At 60.7% G+C, this 15,262-nt stretch carries 16 protein-coding genes; 4 read left to right on the top strand and 12 right to left on the bottom strand.

Features of this window, described 5'->3' with window-relative positions:
* Positions 1 to 15 precede the first annotated feature (15 nt).
* The 10 genes from AC5ZG5_RS04920 to AC5ZG5_RS04875 all read right to left on the bottom strand — a co-directional run bounded on the left by AC5ZG5_RS04920 (position 16) and on the right by AC5ZG5_RS04875 (position 10,207).
* Entirely contained in the window at positions 16 to 1,302 is a 1,287-nt protein-coding gene (locus AC5ZG5_RS04920) for a TIGR04295 family B12-binding domain-containing radical SAM protein (RefSeq protein WP_456641245.1), read from the bottom strand.
* Complete coding sequence (locus AC5ZG5_RS04915; RefSeq protein WP_456641244.1) at positions 1,299 to 2,363, bottom strand: NAD-dependent epimerase/dehydratase family protein; 1,065 nt, start codon at positions 2,361 to 2,363, stop codon at positions 1,299 to 1,301. The genes AC5ZG5_RS04920 and AC5ZG5_RS04915 overlap by 4 nt, the downstream gene beginning before the upstream one ends.
* A complete protein-coding gene (locus AC5ZG5_RS04910) occupies positions 2,360 to 3,475 on the bottom strand; it encodes an NAD-dependent epimerase/dehydratase family protein (RefSeq protein WP_456641243.1) in 1,116 nt (371 codons plus the stop codon). The genes AC5ZG5_RS04915 and AC5ZG5_RS04910 overlap by 4 nt, the downstream gene beginning before the upstream one ends.
* Positions 3,476 to 3,684: 209 nt before the next feature.
* Positions 3,685 to 4,893, bottom strand: a complete 1,209-nt coding sequence (locus tag AC5ZG5_RS04905) for a phosphopentomutase (RefSeq protein ID WP_456641242.1) — start codon at positions 4,891 to 4,893, stop codon at positions 3,685 to 3,687.
* Complete coding sequence (locus tag AC5ZG5_RS04900; protein ID WP_456641241.1) at positions 4,881 to 5,840, bottom strand: glycoside hydrolase 5 family protein; 960 nt, start codon at positions 5,838 to 5,840, stop codon at positions 4,881 to 4,883. Before AC5ZG5_RS04900 ends, AC5ZG5_RS04905 begins: the two co-directional genes overlap by 13 nt.
* Positions 5,837 to 6,604 carry a TIGR04290 family methyltransferase gene (locus AC5ZG5_RS04895; protein WP_208819416.1) on the bottom strand — a complete coding sequence of 256 codons (768 nt, stop codon included), beginning with the start codon at positions 6,602 to 6,604 and terminating at the stop codon, positions 5,837 to 5,839. Before AC5ZG5_RS04895 ends, AC5ZG5_RS04900 begins: the two co-directional genes overlap by 4 nt.
* On the bottom strand, positions 6,601 to 7,410 hold the full coding sequence (locus AC5ZG5_RS04890) for a nucleotidyltransferase family protein (RefSeq protein WP_456641240.1): 810 nt from the start codon (positions 7,408 to 7,410) through the stop codon (positions 6,601 to 6,603). The genes AC5ZG5_RS04895 and AC5ZG5_RS04890 overlap by 4 nt, the downstream gene beginning before the upstream one ends.
* A gap of 1 nt (position 7,411) precedes the next feature.
* Positions 7,412 to 8,515, bottom strand: a complete 1,104-nt coding sequence (locus tag AC5ZG5_RS04885; protein ID WP_456641239.1) for a CgeB family protein — start codon at positions 8,513 to 8,515, stop codon at positions 7,412 to 7,414.
* On the bottom strand, positions 8,512 to 9,108 hold the full coding sequence (locus AC5ZG5_RS04880; RefSeq protein ID WP_456641238.1) for a histidine phosphatase family protein: 597 nt from the start codon (positions 9,106 to 9,108) through the stop codon (positions 8,512 to 8,514). Before AC5ZG5_RS04880 ends, AC5ZG5_RS04885 begins: the two co-directional genes overlap by 4 nt.
* Positions 9,109 to 9,112: 4 nt before the next feature.
* Positions 9,113 to 10,207, bottom strand: a complete 1,095-nt coding sequence (locus AC5ZG5_RS04875; protein ID WP_456641237.1) for an inositol-3-phosphate synthase — start codon at positions 10,205 to 10,207, stop codon at positions 9,113 to 9,115.
* A 340-nt stretch (positions 10,208 to 10,547) separates the two neighbouring features.
* On the opposite strand from AC5ZG5_RS04875, the gene AC5ZG5_RS04870 reads away from it, so the two are divergent.
* Positions 10,548 to 10,856: a hypothetical protein gene (locus AC5ZG5_RS04870; protein ID WP_130222668.1), complete on the top strand. Its 309-nt coding sequence runs from the start codon at positions 10,548 to 10,550 to the stop codon at positions 10,854 to 10,856.
* Between the two features lie 77 nt (positions 10,857 to 10,933).
* A complete protein-coding gene (locus AC5ZG5_RS04865; RefSeq protein ID WP_456641236.1) occupies positions 10,934 to 11,857 on the top strand; it encodes a hypothetical protein in 924 nt (307 codons plus the stop codon).
* Here the strand turns inward: AC5ZG5_RS04865 and AC5ZG5_RS04860 are convergent.
* Entirely contained in the window at positions 11,854 to 12,750 is an 897-nt protein-coding gene (locus tag AC5ZG5_RS04860) for a Crp/Fnr family transcriptional regulator (protein WP_456641235.1), read from the bottom strand. The genes AC5ZG5_RS04865 and AC5ZG5_RS04860 overlap by 4 nt on opposite strands.
* Before the next feature lie 788 nt (positions 12,751 to 13,538).
* Here AC5ZG5_RS04860 and AC5ZG5_RS04855 point away from each other — a divergent pair.
* Positions 13,539 to 13,916 carry an NUDIX hydrolase gene (locus AC5ZG5_RS04855; protein ID WP_130222670.1) on the top strand — a complete coding sequence of 126 codons (378 nt, stop codon included), beginning with the start codon at positions 13,539 to 13,541 and terminating at the stop codon, positions 13,914 to 13,916.
* A gap of 280 nt (positions 13,917 to 14,196) precedes the next feature.
* Complete coding sequence (locus AC5ZG5_RS04850; RefSeq protein ID WP_456641234.1) at positions 14,197 to 14,925, top strand: Crp/Fnr family transcriptional regulator; 729 nt, start codon at positions 14,197 to 14,199, stop codon at positions 14,923 to 14,925.
* Here AC5ZG5_RS04850 and AC5ZG5_RS04845 read toward each other — a convergent pair.
* Positions 14,922 to 15,254: a DUF6894 family protein gene (locus tag AC5ZG5_RS04845; RefSeq protein ID WP_456641233.1), complete on the bottom strand. Its 333-nt coding sequence runs from the start codon at positions 15,252 to 15,254 to the stop codon at positions 14,922 to 14,924. The genes AC5ZG5_RS04850 and AC5ZG5_RS04845 overlap by 4 nt on opposite strands.
* Positions 15,255 to 15,262 lie beyond the last annotated feature (8 nt).

Below are 15,262 nucleotides of genomic sequence, written 5' to 3'. Positions count from 1 at the left end.
GATTCGCGGATCGGCTCATGATGCAACCTGCAGCTCGAGCGCGGCGAGTGGAACGGGACGTTCCTCCTGGACGTCGCTGAATTGGTCGAACATCGCGAGGTAGTGCTGGTGGGCACGCTCCCAGGCGAAATCATCAGGCTCGCCCCAAAGCTTCCGGTAATCCGGCGAACCGGGATATGGATAGAGCGGCACCGGATCGTTGGCCCACACGCCGGCATCCTGCATCCGGCGGCGCCAGCGCTGGACGACGGGATCCTCATCCTCCGGCATCTCGATCAGGTTGGCTTGCACGAACGGCACATGCCGGCGCGCTTCGACCAGCTGATCGGCAAGCTGGTCGGTGGTCATCTTGCAGTTCTTTGCCAGCGCTGCCCGTCCTTCCGGCGTCAGGCTCTCGACGCCCGCCTCGATCGATACGCAGCCGGCACGGCCGAGCAGCTCCAGCATTTCGGGACGCCACAGATCGATCCGTGTTTGCACGCCGAATTTGAGCCCGCGGCTAGTCAGGCCCTGCAGTAATTCGGCATTCGGCAGGAAGATCTCGTCGATGAAATAGAGATACTCGATGCCCTGGCTTCGCAAGCGGTCGATCTCTTCCAGAACGACGGCGGCAGGGCGCTTGCGATAGGCGTTGCGGAAATTTTCCTTGGCGCAGAACGTGCAGTTATACGGACAGCCGCGCGATGCCTCTATCTCGGCGCCGGGGCCGGTCGGCTCCGCCTCGAAGCGATGATGGTGATGATGATGCCGTCGGATCATTTCGGTCGGCCAGCGCAGCGACGGCTGGTCCTTGAAGTTGACCGCCTGAGGTCCGCCGTTGATGCGAATTGAAGTGCCGTCAGTGAAGCACAGCCCAGCGAAATCGCGCTCACCATTGGCGAGCCGCAGAAGCGAGTGCTCGCACTCGCCCATCACGACGACGTCGACGCCAAGCTTCTTCAGCGCCGCCCTCGGCGTGGTCGACCCGTGCGGCCCGACGGCGACCAACTTCGGTGCAAGTCCCCGCAGTGAAAGTGTAAGCTCCTGCGGAACGCGCAGTTCGGGCGGCGCGCAGCGCCAGAACAGATACGTTGGCGCCGTGGTGACCACGACTATATCCGGCTTGAACGCGTGGAGTTCCGCCTCGATTCCCGTGAGCGAAAGGCTGAACATGTGCGCATCGAGCAATAGCGTCGGATGCCCGGCTTCGCGCAGATAGTGCTCGGATATCCCGAGTTCCAGGGGCAGGTGCGGAGAGCGGCAACCGAAATAGATGCTGCCGTCGAAATTCCAGTTTGGATTGATGAGGGCGACACGCCTCATGCTGAGGCCTCCCTGTTCGGCATCGATTGTCCAAAACGGCTGTCAAGCCATGCGTGCAGGGTGTACAGCCCTTGCTGTAGGGAGATCTTCGGCATCCAGCCAAGCGCGGTGGAGAGTGCTCGCGTATCGGTGACGTACCAGGGCTGGTCGCCAGGTCGCCAATCCGCAAATGTGTATTTCGTCTTGCGACCGGTCAGTTGCGTGATGCGATCGATCAGCTCAAGCAGGCTCACCGAGTTGCACGGGCCTCCCCCCAGATTAAACACGCGGCCGCGCACCAGTGCGATCCGGTCCAGCGCAGTCAGCCACGCATCGGCGGCATCCGAGACGTGCAGCGCGTCGCGGACCTGAAGGCCATCGCCATAGATTGTCAGCGGGGTGCCGCGGATGGCGCTCAGGAGGAAATGCGCGATCCAGCCCTGGTCCTCGGTCCCGAACTGTCGCGGTCCGTAGATGCAGCTCATGCGTATGACGACAGCCTGCAGGCCGAACACGCGGGCATAGTCGCGGACATATTGATCGGCCGTTCCCTTGGAGCAACCATAGGGGCTATAAAAGTCGAGCGGAGCGTTTTCGGATATTCCGTCCGAGAGCGTTTTGCTGACGGGCGCATAGCGGGCGCCGGTTCGCATGATCTGTGTGTCGTCGATCAGCCGGCCATACACCTTGTTCGTCGACGCAAAGAGCATCGGCGCGGATTTGTTGTGAAGGCGCACGGCCTCGAGCACATTGATGGTGCCGCGGGCGTTGATCTCGAAATCTCCGACCGGATCCGCCACGCTGTCGGTGACGGCGACCTGTGCCGCAAGGTGAAGCACGGCACGAGCTTCCCTCACGGCATCGATGACAGGAATAGGATCGCGGACATCGGCGACAACGATGTTGACCCGGTCGCCGTGTCTGGACTTGAGCCACTGCGCATTCTCGCGGACGCCGGCGCGGGCGAGATTGTCCAGGATGAGGACACTATTACCGCGGTCGGCGAGCCGGTCGACGAGATTGCAGCCGATAAAGCCGCACCCGCCGGTGATCAGCACAGGCCTGTTGTCTCTGTTCGTCATGCGACCAATCCTCGTCGCGACAGTTCCGCCGCGGCTTGCTCGGCTTGGTCATCGGCAATCTGGTCCACCAGATAATCAGCCAACTCCGCAAGGCCGTCTTCAAATCTGACGCTTGGCTCAAAGCCGAGCAGAGCGCGGCTCTTGGCTATATCTGCAAAGCAGTGCCGGATATCGCCGGCGCGATATTTGCCGGTGATCTCTGGCGCAATGTCCGAGCGTTCCATGACCCGGGCGAGATCGCGCGCGACCGAGACGATCGTGCGGCTTTGGCCCGAGCCGACGTTGAACACGTCATTCATCCGATCGGTCTCGATCGCGACCCGGCAGGCGCGGGCGACATCCTTCACATGAACAAAATCGCGCCGTTGCAAACCATCCTCGAACACCAGCGGACGGCGGCCATTGAGCAGGCGTGCGGCAAAGATCGCCAGCACGCCTGTATAGGGATTCGACAACGCCTGGCGCGGGCCGAACACATTGAAGAAGCGCAGAGCGATGGTCGGGATGCCATAGGCATTGCCTGTAATAAGGCACATGCGTTCCTGCGCATATTTGTTCAGCGCATAGATCGAGCTCAAGGAGGGCGGCTTGGTTTCGGGCGTCGGCACGGGATCGAGGATGTGGCCTGCGGCGTCGCGTAATTCCCATTCACCGTTTCGGAGCTGGTCAATCGGCCGTTCATCCGGCGCCAGCTCGGCATGATGATGTACGGCGCGGTAAAGGCCTTCGCCATAGATGCTCATGGAGGAGGCGACGACGAGACGTTCGACCGGACGTCTCGTCAAGGCTTGCAGCAAGGTCGCGGTGCCGAGTTCGTTGGTCCGCACATAGGAGTCGATGTCATACATGCTCTGGCCAACACCGACTGCCGAGGCCAGGTGCAGGACTATATCGGCGCCGCGCAAGGCACGTTCGACGGCAAGCGCGTCGGTGATGTCTCCGATGACAAGTTCAGCCTCCCGATCGAGATAGGAGGGACGCTCGCGTTGCGCACCATGAATCTGGGGCGAGAGGTTGTCGAACAGCCTGACTTCGTAACCAGCGACAAGCAGCGCGTCCGCCGCGTGGGAGCCGATGAAGCCAGCGCCACCGGTAATCAATACTCGTGTCATTCGCCTTCGCTTCCTTGCCAAATGTCAGACTGGGTCTTGCGACCAGCCAGGGATGAAAGTGGGTGCGCGCTCCGATGGCCGATCGACCGACGCGCCAGTCACATTTGGAGTCAGAAGCGGTGCAACGAATGTTCGTTCCTCAAAAATGTACAAACAATGTTTTCTCTAACTTCGATCAATAACATGAGTGAAAATCGTGGGCGGATTGCTCAAAACGGAAGGCCATGCCGAAGCGGAGCTAGCCCGAGATGCGCCGCGACCGTTGCGCCGATATCGGAAAAGGCGACGCGCTTGCCGATCGGTGATCTTTGGGTGCTGCTGCGGAGCAGGATAGGCACCTGCTCACGCGTGTGATCGGTGCCGCTCCAGGTTGGATCGCAGCCATGGTCCGCGGTGATCACGAGCAGGTCGTCGCTCTTCAGCCGCGCCGTCAGCTCGGGCAGCCGGGCATCGAATGCCTCGAGCGCCGCCGCGTAGCCGGCGACATCGCGTCGGTGCCCGTAGACGGTGTCGAAATCGACAAAATTGGCAAACAGAAGCCCGCCGTCCGCAAGGCTGTTCAAGCTGTCCAACGTGCAAGAGAACAGCGCGTCGTTGTTGTCGCCGCGTTTATTCCGGCCGGTGCCGCGGTGGGCAAAGATGTCGTCGATCTTGCCGATCGAGACGATATCACGGCCATCTGCTACACAGGCATCGAGAAGGGTCGGTTCGGGTGGGGGAACCGAGAAATCCCGCCGATGCGGCGTTCGCCTGAAGTCGCCTTTCGACGCGCCGACAAAGGGGCGCGCGATCACGCGGCCGATGTTCAGGGGATCGAGCAGCCGACGCGCAATCGCGCACACCTCGTAGAGCCGCTGGAGTCCAAAGCATCCTTCATGGGCTGCGATCTGGAAGACGCTGTCGCCGGAAGTGTAGCAGATCGCTTCGCCGGTCTGCATGTGCTGCACGCCGAACGAATCGATGATCTCGGTCCCGGAGGCGTGTCGGTTTCCAATGATGCCGGGCAGGGCCGCTTCCTCGCACAGACGTTCGACGAGATCTGAAGGAAAGCAGGGGATGGTCCTTGGGAAATATCCCCAGTCGAACGGCACCGGTACGCCGGCGATCTCCCAGTGGCCGGAGGGCGTGTCCTTGCCCTTGGACAGTTCGCTGGCGCAGCCAAACTGCCGAGGAGAGGCGTCGATGCCATCGAGCCCAGGCGGCACACGGCCGGTCGCAAGGCGGCAGGCCTCCCCGAGCCCGAGGTCGACGAGGTTGGGTATGCGAAGGGGGCCTTCGCGTCGGTCGTTATCGGCGTGACCAAGTGCACAGGCGTGTGCGATATGGCCGACCGTATCGGCTCCTTCGTCTCCGTAAAGGCTCGCATCCGGAGCGGCACCGATCCCGACGGAGTCCATCACGAGGATCAGGGCACGCATGTCTGCTCTCTTGCTTCGATGAGTGCCGGAGAAGCCATGAGCCCTGTCTTGAGCCCCGTCTTGGCCGCATAGCGCTCGACCATTCCAGCGCAGAAGTCGGCAAATTCGTTTGGGTCAAGTGGCGGGCTCGTATGGTGCGGGGCGATGCCGCGGTGTTCCGGCGTGAAGCAGAAGGTAAGGGTGACGTCAAACTCTGCTAGCGCGTCCATCTGGCGATCGAACCAGTCAGTCGCGTTGGGCCGAAAGCTGTCAGCCCAGGACAGGCCGGTCCGCAGATGCCTGACGCCGAGCCGGCGCATCCAGCGCACCGCGTCATGGAGGCGATGATCGTCGAAGTGAAACCATTGGCATAGTCCCATCGCATGCGAATAGTCGGCGAACAGCTCCAGTCCTGCCTTCGGCGTGCCGTCCTCGCGCAGCAGCCCCATGTGGAAATGCCGGTAATAAGAAGAGCCTTCGGCTTCCTTGTGCCGCGTGGTCGCCTCCCAGGTGGAGGGCAGATCGTAGAGGCTGTACCAGTGGATTCGCGGCGCGCGGCCGATCAGTAGTTCCGCGGTGCGCTTGAGCCCCCAGGCTTGCACCTCCTCGGCTCCAAACGTGGAGACGCCGACTTCCGTCACCCACACTGGCAGCGAGACGATTGCCTTGATTTCCGCAAGCTTATTCGGCCATTCGTCGATCTGCCACAGGTTCCAGTCAAGCGGAAAGCCGTGTACGGCGACCGCCTCGAAATGCTCAAGTACGCCGCGCGTCTGCATGTTGCGCATAAAGGAGGGGTCTATCGGCGAAATGCCGCCGAGCACCCGCGGCAGTACCGGATGAACGGCGCGGATCGCCTTACCCGCAGCGACAGCGAGCTCGGCGAACTTCACCCAGTCTGGATCGATCAGGATATCCCAATGCGACTTGTTATTCGGCTCGTTCCAGATCTTCGCCGCTTCAATCATCGGATTGCGCCCTGCGATGGATAGACTGGACCCTCGTCCTGGGGCCGTGTCGCCCTCCGGCAGAAATAGACCTCATCTTCGGGATGGGCTACAATGACGAACCCGGCGCTGCGCAGCATCGCCTCGACACAAGCGCGGTTCGGCACCCACCAATTGGTTGGATCATCAGCGTAGTTGTTCTCGATGAAGTGCAATTTCGGATACCCCGAACGATCGAACTGGTCCGCTGTCCAGAAATCGTAGTTCTTGTCGACGGGATCGATGCGATTGTCGCCGCGCAGCATCGATTGGAACAGCATAAGATCCTTAGCGACATGCTCATGGATCAGATCCAGCGCGAGCAGCGGATGGCGAAGGTGATAGAGCACGCCCATGAAAATCACGAGGTCGAATCTCTCCCGGAGCAGGCCGACGTCATAGGCAGATAGTTGGCGAAACTCGATCTTGAGCCCATTCACTTCCGCGGCAAACCGGGCTTGCGCCAGATATTCCTCGTCGGTATCGAGCCCGAGCACGCGATCGGCGCCGCGTCGCTTCATTTCCATGGCATAGAAGCCGGCGTTACAGCCGATATCGAGTACGGTCTTTCCTTCGAGGTTTTCCGGTATGATGCGGGAGAACCGTCGCCATTTCACAGCAGGGTAATCGCCGAGGAAATGCGCCGGAGCCGTGCTGATGCCCCTTAGGTCAAGGTTGTGAAACCACGGGCCAAGCGCGTCGACGCGGCGCCGGATTTCCTCTTGAGAGAGCGTGTCGCTGGTCATAAGACCCCTTCACTGTTCGCGTTTACGTATGATCGAACGGCATCGTTCGGTGAACCGGCCGATAGTTTCGATCGGCCGTCGCCCCCGTCGCCGTTTGCCAGCAATGCCATCGCGGCGCGGTAGCCGTTCACAGTGCCGACATCGACGTAGGACTCTCCCGATTTAACGCCGATGCCGTGCCCGCCGGCATCGAGGTAGGCGTTCACCAGTGTCCCAAAATATTCGTCGCGGCAGCTCCGCTGCTTCCAGAGCAGCCGAAGATCGCGAAATCCGGTAGCGGACATCTTGAATGCACCCCAGATCCAGTTCGAAGTCGCGTCGGCTTGCTTGACCTGAATCTGCCGTACGTTGTCGCCGTCGAGCACCACCGCGTCGAAGAATTCGGGACATTCGACGGGGAACAGCAGGAAGGACAGATCGACATCCGGCAGCGTCTTCAGCGCCCCTTTCGGAAACCACACGGTGTCGGGCAGCCCGACCATGACACTGTCATGATGTCCGATGACGGTGCTCGCCCTGAACACCGCGTCGCAAAGTCCCGAAGCTTCCGGCTGCACGACATAGGCGAGCTGAGCGGTGTCGTAATGGTCGCCGAAATATTCAAGGATGTCGGATTTGCCGGGGGAGATGACGAAGCAGATCTTGTCGGCCCCGCCGAGGATCAGGCGCTCGATGAGATATTCGGAGACGGCGCAGGGGCGGTCGGCGCCGTTGTCGCGCCGGCTCCCGACCGGCAGCAACTCCTTCGAAAACGCCAGTGGCTGAATGCGACTGCCGCGGCCGGCGGCCGGAACGATGCCCCACATCTCAGATCTCCTCGGCTTCCGTTTGGCGTGCGCCTCGGCGCCCCGTTTGCTCCAGTAGCGCAATGAGTTCGCTGGCGCGTTTCCCGGAGCTATGCTGGTCCAACGCCCGCTCGCGTGCGCGCTTGGCGATGCGCAGGAGTTCCGCGTCGTCCGCCTCGAGCGCGGCAAGAGTGTCGCGTTCATCATGCGCTATCAGGATTTCCTCGCCTGGAGCGAAGAATGCCTCGAAACCGTCCCAGCTATCGCTGAGCAGAGGTACGCCACACGCCGCCGCTTCGAACAAGCGGCCTGACGGACACCAGCCCATTTCAGCCATTGCGCGGCGCGTGATGTTGAGCGTCAGCCGAGACGAGGCAAAGAACGGCGCGTGCTCGGACGGCGGTAGGTGCCGAACGAAATAGATGTTGGGGGACCACGGAAAACTGTCCGGATATTGCGCGCCGCCAATCAGGAATCGAAGGTCCTGCCTTGCGCGCGCCGGTTCGACGAACAGGGTTTCTAGCGCGAGCTGGCGATCTTCCGAATAGGTCCCGAGATAGGAGAGCGCGGCGCGATAATGCGGTTGCGGCGGCACTGGCCGATGCACGTCGGCGTCGACGTGCCCATAGAGCGGTTGTACATTGCGCGCGCCTAGCTTGTGGCGGAACTCCTCCAATACACGGGGGCCGCCCGTGAAGCTCAGGACAAGGTCAAATCTACCGAGATCACCCCGACCGATATAAGGTACCGCCTCTCCGGCCTGCAGCTTGGAGAGCGTGACGGGCGTATCGAGATCATAGAACACCGAAATGGCGTGGCTCTGATCCAGGATCAGCTCGGTCGCCGAGATGGCATCGGGGCAATAGGAGGTGACGATCGCCGCATCGGCGCAAAGGATATGGTCACGCGCCTTGGCGCGGATATCGTCCCACGCCGAGAACAGCTCCAGGCGCCCGCCCGGCAACTCGAACATGTCTCTTGCGCCGGCATAATAAGGGACATCGCGCTCGAAGAACACGATCGTGTGGCCGGATCGCACAAGATGCTTGCAAAGGCCACGCCACAGCGTGGCATGGCCATTGCCCCAGGACGATGAGATCGTCAGACCGAAAATCACGATCTTCACGCCGGCACCCGTTGATTGATTTGCGCGATGCGGATCCCCGCCTTGTCGACGACCAGAGTGCTGACGCTGGCAGGATCGACCTCGATCGAGAGAAAGTTGTCGAGCGGAGTTCCCGAATAATGCAGCAGTGCGGCTCGGATCGGTTCGGCGTGGCTGACGATGACGACCGTGCCCTCGGTCCGGTCGCGACCGAGCTGTTCCACATGCTCGACGACCCGCTGCTGCAGGATATGCATGCTTTCGCCGTTTGGCGGACAGCTTGCGCCTCGTTCCTCATTCCACCGCGCCCAGGCCGGATCGTTTTTGAGCGCCGCGAATGGCCGACCGGTCCAGTCGCCACAGTCGATCTCGTCGACCGCCGGTACGATCTCGACCGGCAGGCGGAAACGCCAGGCTAGAATGGCCGCTGATTGTCGCGCGCGCGGCTGCGGGCTCGCCTGAACCGCGGAAGGGGCGTGCCGGATCAGCTCGGCGCAGCACGCCATCTGCCGACAGCCGAAGTCATCGAGCTCAACGCCGGCCATCCGGCCACAAAGCATTTGCCCGAGCAGCGCATGATGACCGTGGCGAACAAGGTGAATGGTCTGCACCATTGGCTCACGCCTTGTCATCGATGAAAGTACGCGTCTTGCGGCGTGCTTCCTCGTCGGTGAACTGGCAGGGGGGAGATTTCATGAAATAGCTCGACGGACCGGTCAGTGCTCCCGAGAGGCCGCGGTCCATTGCGAGTTTGACGCAGCGGACGGCGTCGATCACAACTCCAGCGGAGTTGGGCGAGTCCCAGACTTCAAGCTTGACCTCGGCGGTCAACGGAACTCCGCCAAAAGTCGTGCCTTCCAGGCGGATAAAAGCGAGCTTGCGATCCGTGAGCCAGGGAACATGATCGCTTGGCCCCACATGCACATTGTCGGCATCCATTGGCACCTCGAACTGGCTGGTGACCGCCTGTGTCTTCGAGATCTTCTTCGAGGTCAGGCGTTCCCGCTCGAGCATGTTCTTGAAATCAGTATTGCCGCCGACGTTAAGCTGATAGGTGCGATCCAGCCGCACGCCGCGTTCCCGGAACAGGTTGGCCAGCACGCGATGTAGGATCGTGGCGCCGACCTGGCTCTTGATGTCGTCACCAATGATCGGCAGACCCGCTTCCTCGAAGCGGCGCTGCCAGATGCTGTCGGAGGCGATGAAGACGGGAATGCAGTTGACGAAACCGCAGCCGGCATTGATAGCGCGCTCCGCGTACCACTCGCTCGCCGCTTGCGAGCCGACCGGTAGATAGGAGACCAGAACATCCGTGCGCGATCTCGCGAGAACGTCGGCGACATCGGCCACAGGCGTGTCGGCGATCGGAATATCATCTTCCAGGTAGCGGCCGACGCCGTCGAGCACGGGACCGCGCTGCACGATAACGCCGGTTCTTGCAACATCCGAAAAGTGGTGCGTGTTGTTTGGCATTGCCAAGATGGCGTCTGACACATCGCGTCCGACTTTGTTAGCGTTGACATCGAAGGCTGAAGAAATCTCGATATCGCTGACGTGATAGCCGCCGACATCTGCGTTCATCAGTCCGGGGACCGGCTCGTTCGACTTGGCATGCCGATAGTAGTTCAGACCCTGGACGAAGGAACTTGCGCAATTTCCAACTCCCACGAGACCGACGCGAACGCGCCGCCTGTCTTGAAGACGTGAATGCATGGATCGCGATCCTCCGGGGAGCAAGCCGCTACGTGGTGCGGACGTAAGCAGGTCGGCGAACGTGTGATAAGGTATGTTCGTTCCCGCCGCAAAGCTGTCGGTGCGACACGAGCACGGTTTCGGTCAAACAAAATCGAGAAAGCTTAACCCAGATTAGGATCGCGCAGGAACGAAGCGTATCCTGGATGAAGATGAAGAAGATGATGATCCTGAGACATCGTCCGCGATGAGCCGCAGTCGCGTACTCGGAAGAACCAATCCGCGATCGGAGAGTTCATGGCGAAGAGCCTGATGCGGAAGCTGGCGCTGTCCGCCAGGTTCGACAAATGAGGAGCTGCCAATGACTGCAAGCCATACCAGGACGGCGGAAGGAAAAGCGCATACGACCACAGATCACGAGGTGATCCGGGACTGGGCGGAAGAGCGAGGTGGCCATCCGGCGACGGTCAAGGCGACCGAAGAGGACGGGCACGCCGGCATCTTGCGCATCGATTTCGCCCCTAAGGATGAGGGGCTCGACGAGATCAGCTGGGACGAGTTCTTCCGCAAGTTCGACGAGTCCGAACTGGCGTTCCTGTACCAGGACGAGACCAGCGACGGCAAGCCGAGCCGGTTTCATAAATTCGTGCGGCGCTCCTCCGCCGGATGAGTTCTGCATCCGCAGCGTCAATTGATCCGGCCGGTTCATTGCCCGCGGACGTGGCGCAAGGCAGCTGGATCGAGGCGATGCGGGCGGCCGATTTCAAACGTGCCTGGGCGATCAACGATCGCGACCTGGCGCGCTTCTGCCAGATCTGGCCCGAGAAGCATACGGGGCCGCGCCATCTGCAACGGATCTGGCGCGGCGAGCCGCTGTGCGGCAAGCGGGTGCTGGTTCGCTGCTACCACGGTCTCGGCGATACCATCCAGTTCGTTCGCTTCATGCCGGCGCTTCGCGCCATTGCGCGTGAAGTGACGCTCTGGTGCCAGCCCGAGCTGCTGGCACTGTTGGAGCGCATGGACGGCGTCGACCGCGCCATGCCGCTCAATGATGGAACACCCGATGCCGAGTTCGACGTCGACATCGAGATCATGGAAGTGCCCCATGCCATCAGGGCTGAATATGACTCGATCGCGATGCGGAGGCCCTATCTGACGTCGGATGGCCGTGATAGCCGAGCGATATCCCGGACCGGCGACCGACTGGCGGTTGGCTTGGTCTGGGAAGTTGGCGAGTGGGACAAGCGGCGTGCGATCCCGGCCACCTTGCTACAGCGTCTCAATGGGAACGGCGTGAACCTCTATTCGCTGCAGCAAGGTCCGGCGGCCGCGCAGGCCGCGGGCATCGGTGCAGTGGACATCGGTACACCGGATATCGGCATGCTTGGCCGAACGATCGAGCAATTGGACCTGGTCGTCTGCGTCGACACCATGATTGCTCACCTCGCGGGGGCGCTTGGCTGCGACGCCTGGGTGCTGCTGCACCGCGATTGCGACTGGCGATGGCCTGCCTTCGGCAAAAAGACGTTCTGGTATCCGAGCCTGCGGTTGTTTCACCAGTCGGCTCCCGGAGAATGGTCCGGCGTCATCGAAGAGGTCGGACTCGCGCTCGCCGATCTGGCAAGCGCGAAGGAACGAAACCGGCCGTACTTGGCCAATCCCCGAGCTTAGGTCATTAACGTGTCGGCCCCGAAGCGGTCCATGGCAACGGTCGGTGCCGACTGCTGCTCGATGCTGTCGTAGTCGCGTAGCCGTAGATAATCCGGATCGAAGCTGGCAAGACGAACGAGGCCGTTCCAGTCAGTGACCGTGATCGTCTTGGAATGCCATTGCAGGAGATTGCTTCGGCGCAATTCTTGAACGGTCCGGTTGGCATGAACGGCGGAAATGCCGCAGGCTGTGGCCAGATCCGATTGCGTGAAGGGCGAAGGAATTCGGAAGTCTTTTGCCAGACCGACCGCGCGGAGGCGGATTGTGATCTCGCAAAGCAGGTGCGCGACCCGCGTCAGTGCGTCACGGCTGCCCAGATTGACGATCCAGTTCCGCAAACAAGAAGCATCAGTGAGCAGCAGACGTAGCAGCGCCCGCGACAGCGACGATGATAGCGCAGATATCTCTCGAAAATACCTGTGAGACACGGATGCGACAACGGCCGGGCCAAGCGTGAGCAGCTCGCGATCGACCCGGCCATCATAGATGGTGTGAAGGTCAGGTACGTCACCGGGCACGTAGATCGACGTGATCTGGCCATCGGGGCTCTCGAGATCCCGCCAGCAAAGATAGCCTTGCAGAAGCAGATGGCAGTGGTCGGGCTGACAGTCCCTGTGGACCAGATGATGGCGGGGTCCAAGATGGCTAATGCTGCTCGGCATTCTCGCGAGCAAGTCGAGATCATCGGGTGACAGTTCGACAATGCTCGCAAGGCGGTCGACTAATTTCGAAAATGAAAATCCGGTTTGCATATGACTACCGCGTTCCGCACCGGCTCGTGGCTGACTGGATAACCTGTGATGCCCGAAGGTGAACAACGAGTCCGTTGCAAAGCGACTCGTGATGAAGATCAAAGTTCCTATTTTCCATCGAGACCAACGACATCGGACGCGCCGCGCCCTTCGCTGATCAGCCCAGGTGGCACATCTTCGCGCCTAAGGGGTATTTACATAGTTGAATGTACCTTGCCGCCTCGGCGAATGGTTTCGCTATAGGCAGGTCGAGCGCAGGCGCAATCGCGCAAAACAGATTACTTGCGCCGAACTGCCGAATGGCGGCGACCACACCAGCCGGAAATATATCGCCGAGCAGCTTATCCAGGCTGCGCGGCGGCAAGACGACGCTCGGAGCGCTAACGTACCGCAGACGAGGTCATGAAACAGGCAGCCCAGATGCCCGCCAGAAGCGGGACGAGCTGCTGAAAAGAGCCCGCCGGGCCGACACGCGGCCTACATCGATGAGTGGGCTTCGTCCCGGGACTCCAGCCGCCTCAATAGGGATTTAGAGCCACCTCCACTCCAAGCTCTGAAGAGCCTCCGCCGCGCCGCGGGGGCTTTTTTCTTCAGCAAAAGCTGTGGAATGCGGCTCGATCGCGGGATCAATGTTTCATCACGCAACAAATGATAATGCGTGGCTTAGCGGAGCAGGCCAGGTTGCTCGGTCTGGTCTTACCCAAGGCTAGGCACACGAGAGCGCCGTGTTGGGCCCCAGCTCCTGAGCTGGGGCCTTTCGTGCCCGATTGTCGAGGCTGTCGATGCCGTCGCTCGCAAAGTCTCGCGCTCTCGTCTTTGCTTGTTCCCTCCAGGGCAGCGTTCCCGCTAGAATTGATTGACGGTTCGCAGCAGGAGCGGGATAGCTGGGAATGGCGAAGTCATCCAAACTTGTTGCGACCAGGCGCGGCCGCGTTCTCCTGGTCAGGCGTCGGTCCGATGGTTTGTGGATGTTTCCCGGTGGGCGTAAGCGGCCGCGCGAAACCGAAAGAGGATGCCTGCGCCGGGAGATCAAGGAGGAGCTTCCGGGTCTCAAAGTCGGCAGATTGCGGCTCTGGAAAGAACTGAAGGCCAAGAACAAGCGGTCTGGCCGGAGGATGAGCGACGCAATCTTTATTGCCAAGAACGCGAAAGGCAAGCTGACGATCGGCGACAAGAAGGAAATCGATCGAGTGGCGTGGCTCAAGCCGGGAGCCGCCCGCTTGACGCCGACCTCGCGCTATGTTCGCGACATACTTTTTCCGAAGTAGATCGAATAGTCGGGCGAGTTGCTCAATCCCATGGCATCTTTGGACCGGCCAAATCCTTCCCGGCCCCATTCGGAACCTTCGGATTTCAACTCATGTTAAGATTGATGCAGTTCCCCGGAGCTCGCGATTGAAAGAACGATGATAAGTTAAAGACTCGCTTTCATAACCAGCGTTAGTCGGGGATCGGCCGGGACCGCTGCCGTGGCAGCTGCGCTCAGGCACCGCCCAGAGATAGGTTTGGCGTGCACCCGGTTTGACGTCCTTTTCGCTGGACAGATTGATGATGGCACCACTAGCGACCGCGCTCCTCACGAAGTTGACAGCCTCCAACGTGTTGGATGGGGAGGACATCCAGGCGATTCAGAGATTGCCGATTCGTTTCCGTGAGCTTGATGCTCGTCAGATCATCGTCGCCGATGGCGAGCGCCCGGCAGAATGCTGCCTGCTCGCTGAAGGTTTTACGTTTCGCTCGAAAATGACTTTCGACGGGCTACGGCAGATCCTGTCATTGCATGTTCCCGGTGAGATTCCCGATCTCCAGAGCCTCCACCTCAAGGTCATGGACCATGATCTCGTAACGCTCACGCCTTGTGAGCTCGGCTTCATTCCGCATGATGCTTTGAGGCAATTGAACCGAGAGCGCCCGAACGTGGTATCGGCGCTTTGGCGGGAAACATTGATCGACGCGGCGATCTTCCGGGAATGGATCGTCAACGTCGGGCGCAGATCGGCGACTGCCAGAATGGCGCACTTCTTTATTGAGCTTTTCCGGCGCCTCGAGGCTGTAGGCCGGACCCGAGACGGAGGATTTGAGCTTCCGATTACGCAGGTAGAGCTGGCCGATTGCCTCGGCATCTCGACCGTGCATGTCAACCGGGTGCTTCAGGATCTGCGGAAAGAGGGGCTTCTCACTGTCAACCGGGCCAATTTCCATCTCCTAGAGCGGAAGAAATTGGAGCAGCTCGCTGGGTTCGACCCAACCTATCTGCATCAACACCCCGATCTTTAACTTGGATCAAGATCAGTCCTGCGCGCGGATACATGGATCTGAAAGATCGACCTGTCTTCGCGCTTGACTTCAACGGACCAGACGTTCGCGCCATCGAGATCCAAATTCACCTCGATATCCCGCACGGTCCTCAGCGCTTCTTGCCAAGCGGCATTGTCGTCCGGCAGCTCTTCGCCTGATGTGTCTTTGAATGGATGACCATTCGAAATATGAAAGAAGTAGTGCGGCATGACGAGAGCGTGAACGCGCATATGGACCTGCCGTTCCCTTTCTTCCGGTGAGCCGTACAGGTCCAGGCCTGAACTGCGACCATCGTGCAGCGCCGCCAAGGGGCGGC

The organism is Bradyrhizobium sp. Ses1 (assembly GCF_059512365.1).
The sequence above is the reverse complement of the archived record's forward strand: the minus strand, read 5'-3'. Positions and strand labels throughout refer to the sequence as shown.

What these genes read in the sequence shown, in the direction of transcription:
- AC5ZG5_RS04920 (WP_456641245.1), bottom strand. Translation starts at nt 1,302, where the DNA reads ATGAGGCGTGTCGCCCTCATCAATCCAAACTGGAATTTCGACGGCAGC.
- AC5ZG5_RS04915 (WP_456641244.1), bottom strand. Translation starts at nt 2,363, where the DNA reads ATGACGAACAGAGACAACAGGCCTGTGCTGATCACCGGCGGGTGCGGC.
- AC5ZG5_RS04910 (WP_456641243.1), bottom strand. Translation starts at nt 3,475, where the DNA reads ATGACACGAGTATTGATTACCGGTGGCGCTGGCTTCATCGGCTCCCAC.
- AC5ZG5_RS04905 (WP_456641242.1), bottom strand. Translation starts at nt 4,893, where the DNA reads ATGCGTGCCCTGATCCTCGTGATGGACTCCGTCGGGATCGGTGCCGCT.
- AC5ZG5_RS04900 (WP_456641241.1), bottom strand. Translation starts at nt 5,840, where the DNA reads ATGATTGAAGCGGCGAAGATCTGGAACGAGCCGAATAACAAGTCGCAT.
- AC5ZG5_RS04895 (WP_208819416.1), bottom strand. Translation starts at nt 6,604, where the DNA reads ATGACCAGCGACACGCTCTCTCAAGAGGAAATCCGGCGCCGCGTCGAC.
- AC5ZG5_RS04890 (WP_456641240.1), bottom strand. Translation starts at nt 7,410, where the DNA reads ATGTGGGGCATCGTTCCGGCCGCCGGCCGCGGCAGTCGCATTCAGCCA.
- AC5ZG5_RS04880 (WP_456641238.1), bottom strand. Translation starts at nt 9,108, where the DNA reads ATGGTGCAGACCATTCACCTTGTTCGCCACGGTCATCATGCGCTGCTC.
- AC5ZG5_RS04875 (WP_456641237.1), bottom strand. Translation starts at nt 10,207, where the DNA reads ATGCATTCACGTCTTCAAGACAGGCGGCGCGTTCGCGTCGGTCTCGTG.
- AC5ZG5_RS04870 (WP_130222668.1), top strand. Translation starts at nt 10,548, where the DNA reads ATGACTGCAAGCCATACCAGGACGGCGGAAGGAAAAGCGCATACGACC.
- AC5ZG5_RS04865 (WP_456641236.1), top strand. Translation starts at nt 10,934, where the DNA reads ATGCGGGCGGCCGATTTCAAACGTGCCTGGGCGATCAACGATCGCGAC.
- AC5ZG5_RS04855 (WP_130222670.1), top strand. Translation starts at nt 13,539, where the DNA reads ATGGCGAAGTCATCCAAACTTGTTGCGACCAGGCGCGGCCGCGTTCTC.
- AC5ZG5_RS04850 (WP_456641234.1), top strand. Translation starts at nt 14,197, where the DNA reads ATGATGGCACCACTAGCGACCGCGCTCCTCACGAAGTTGACAGCCTCC.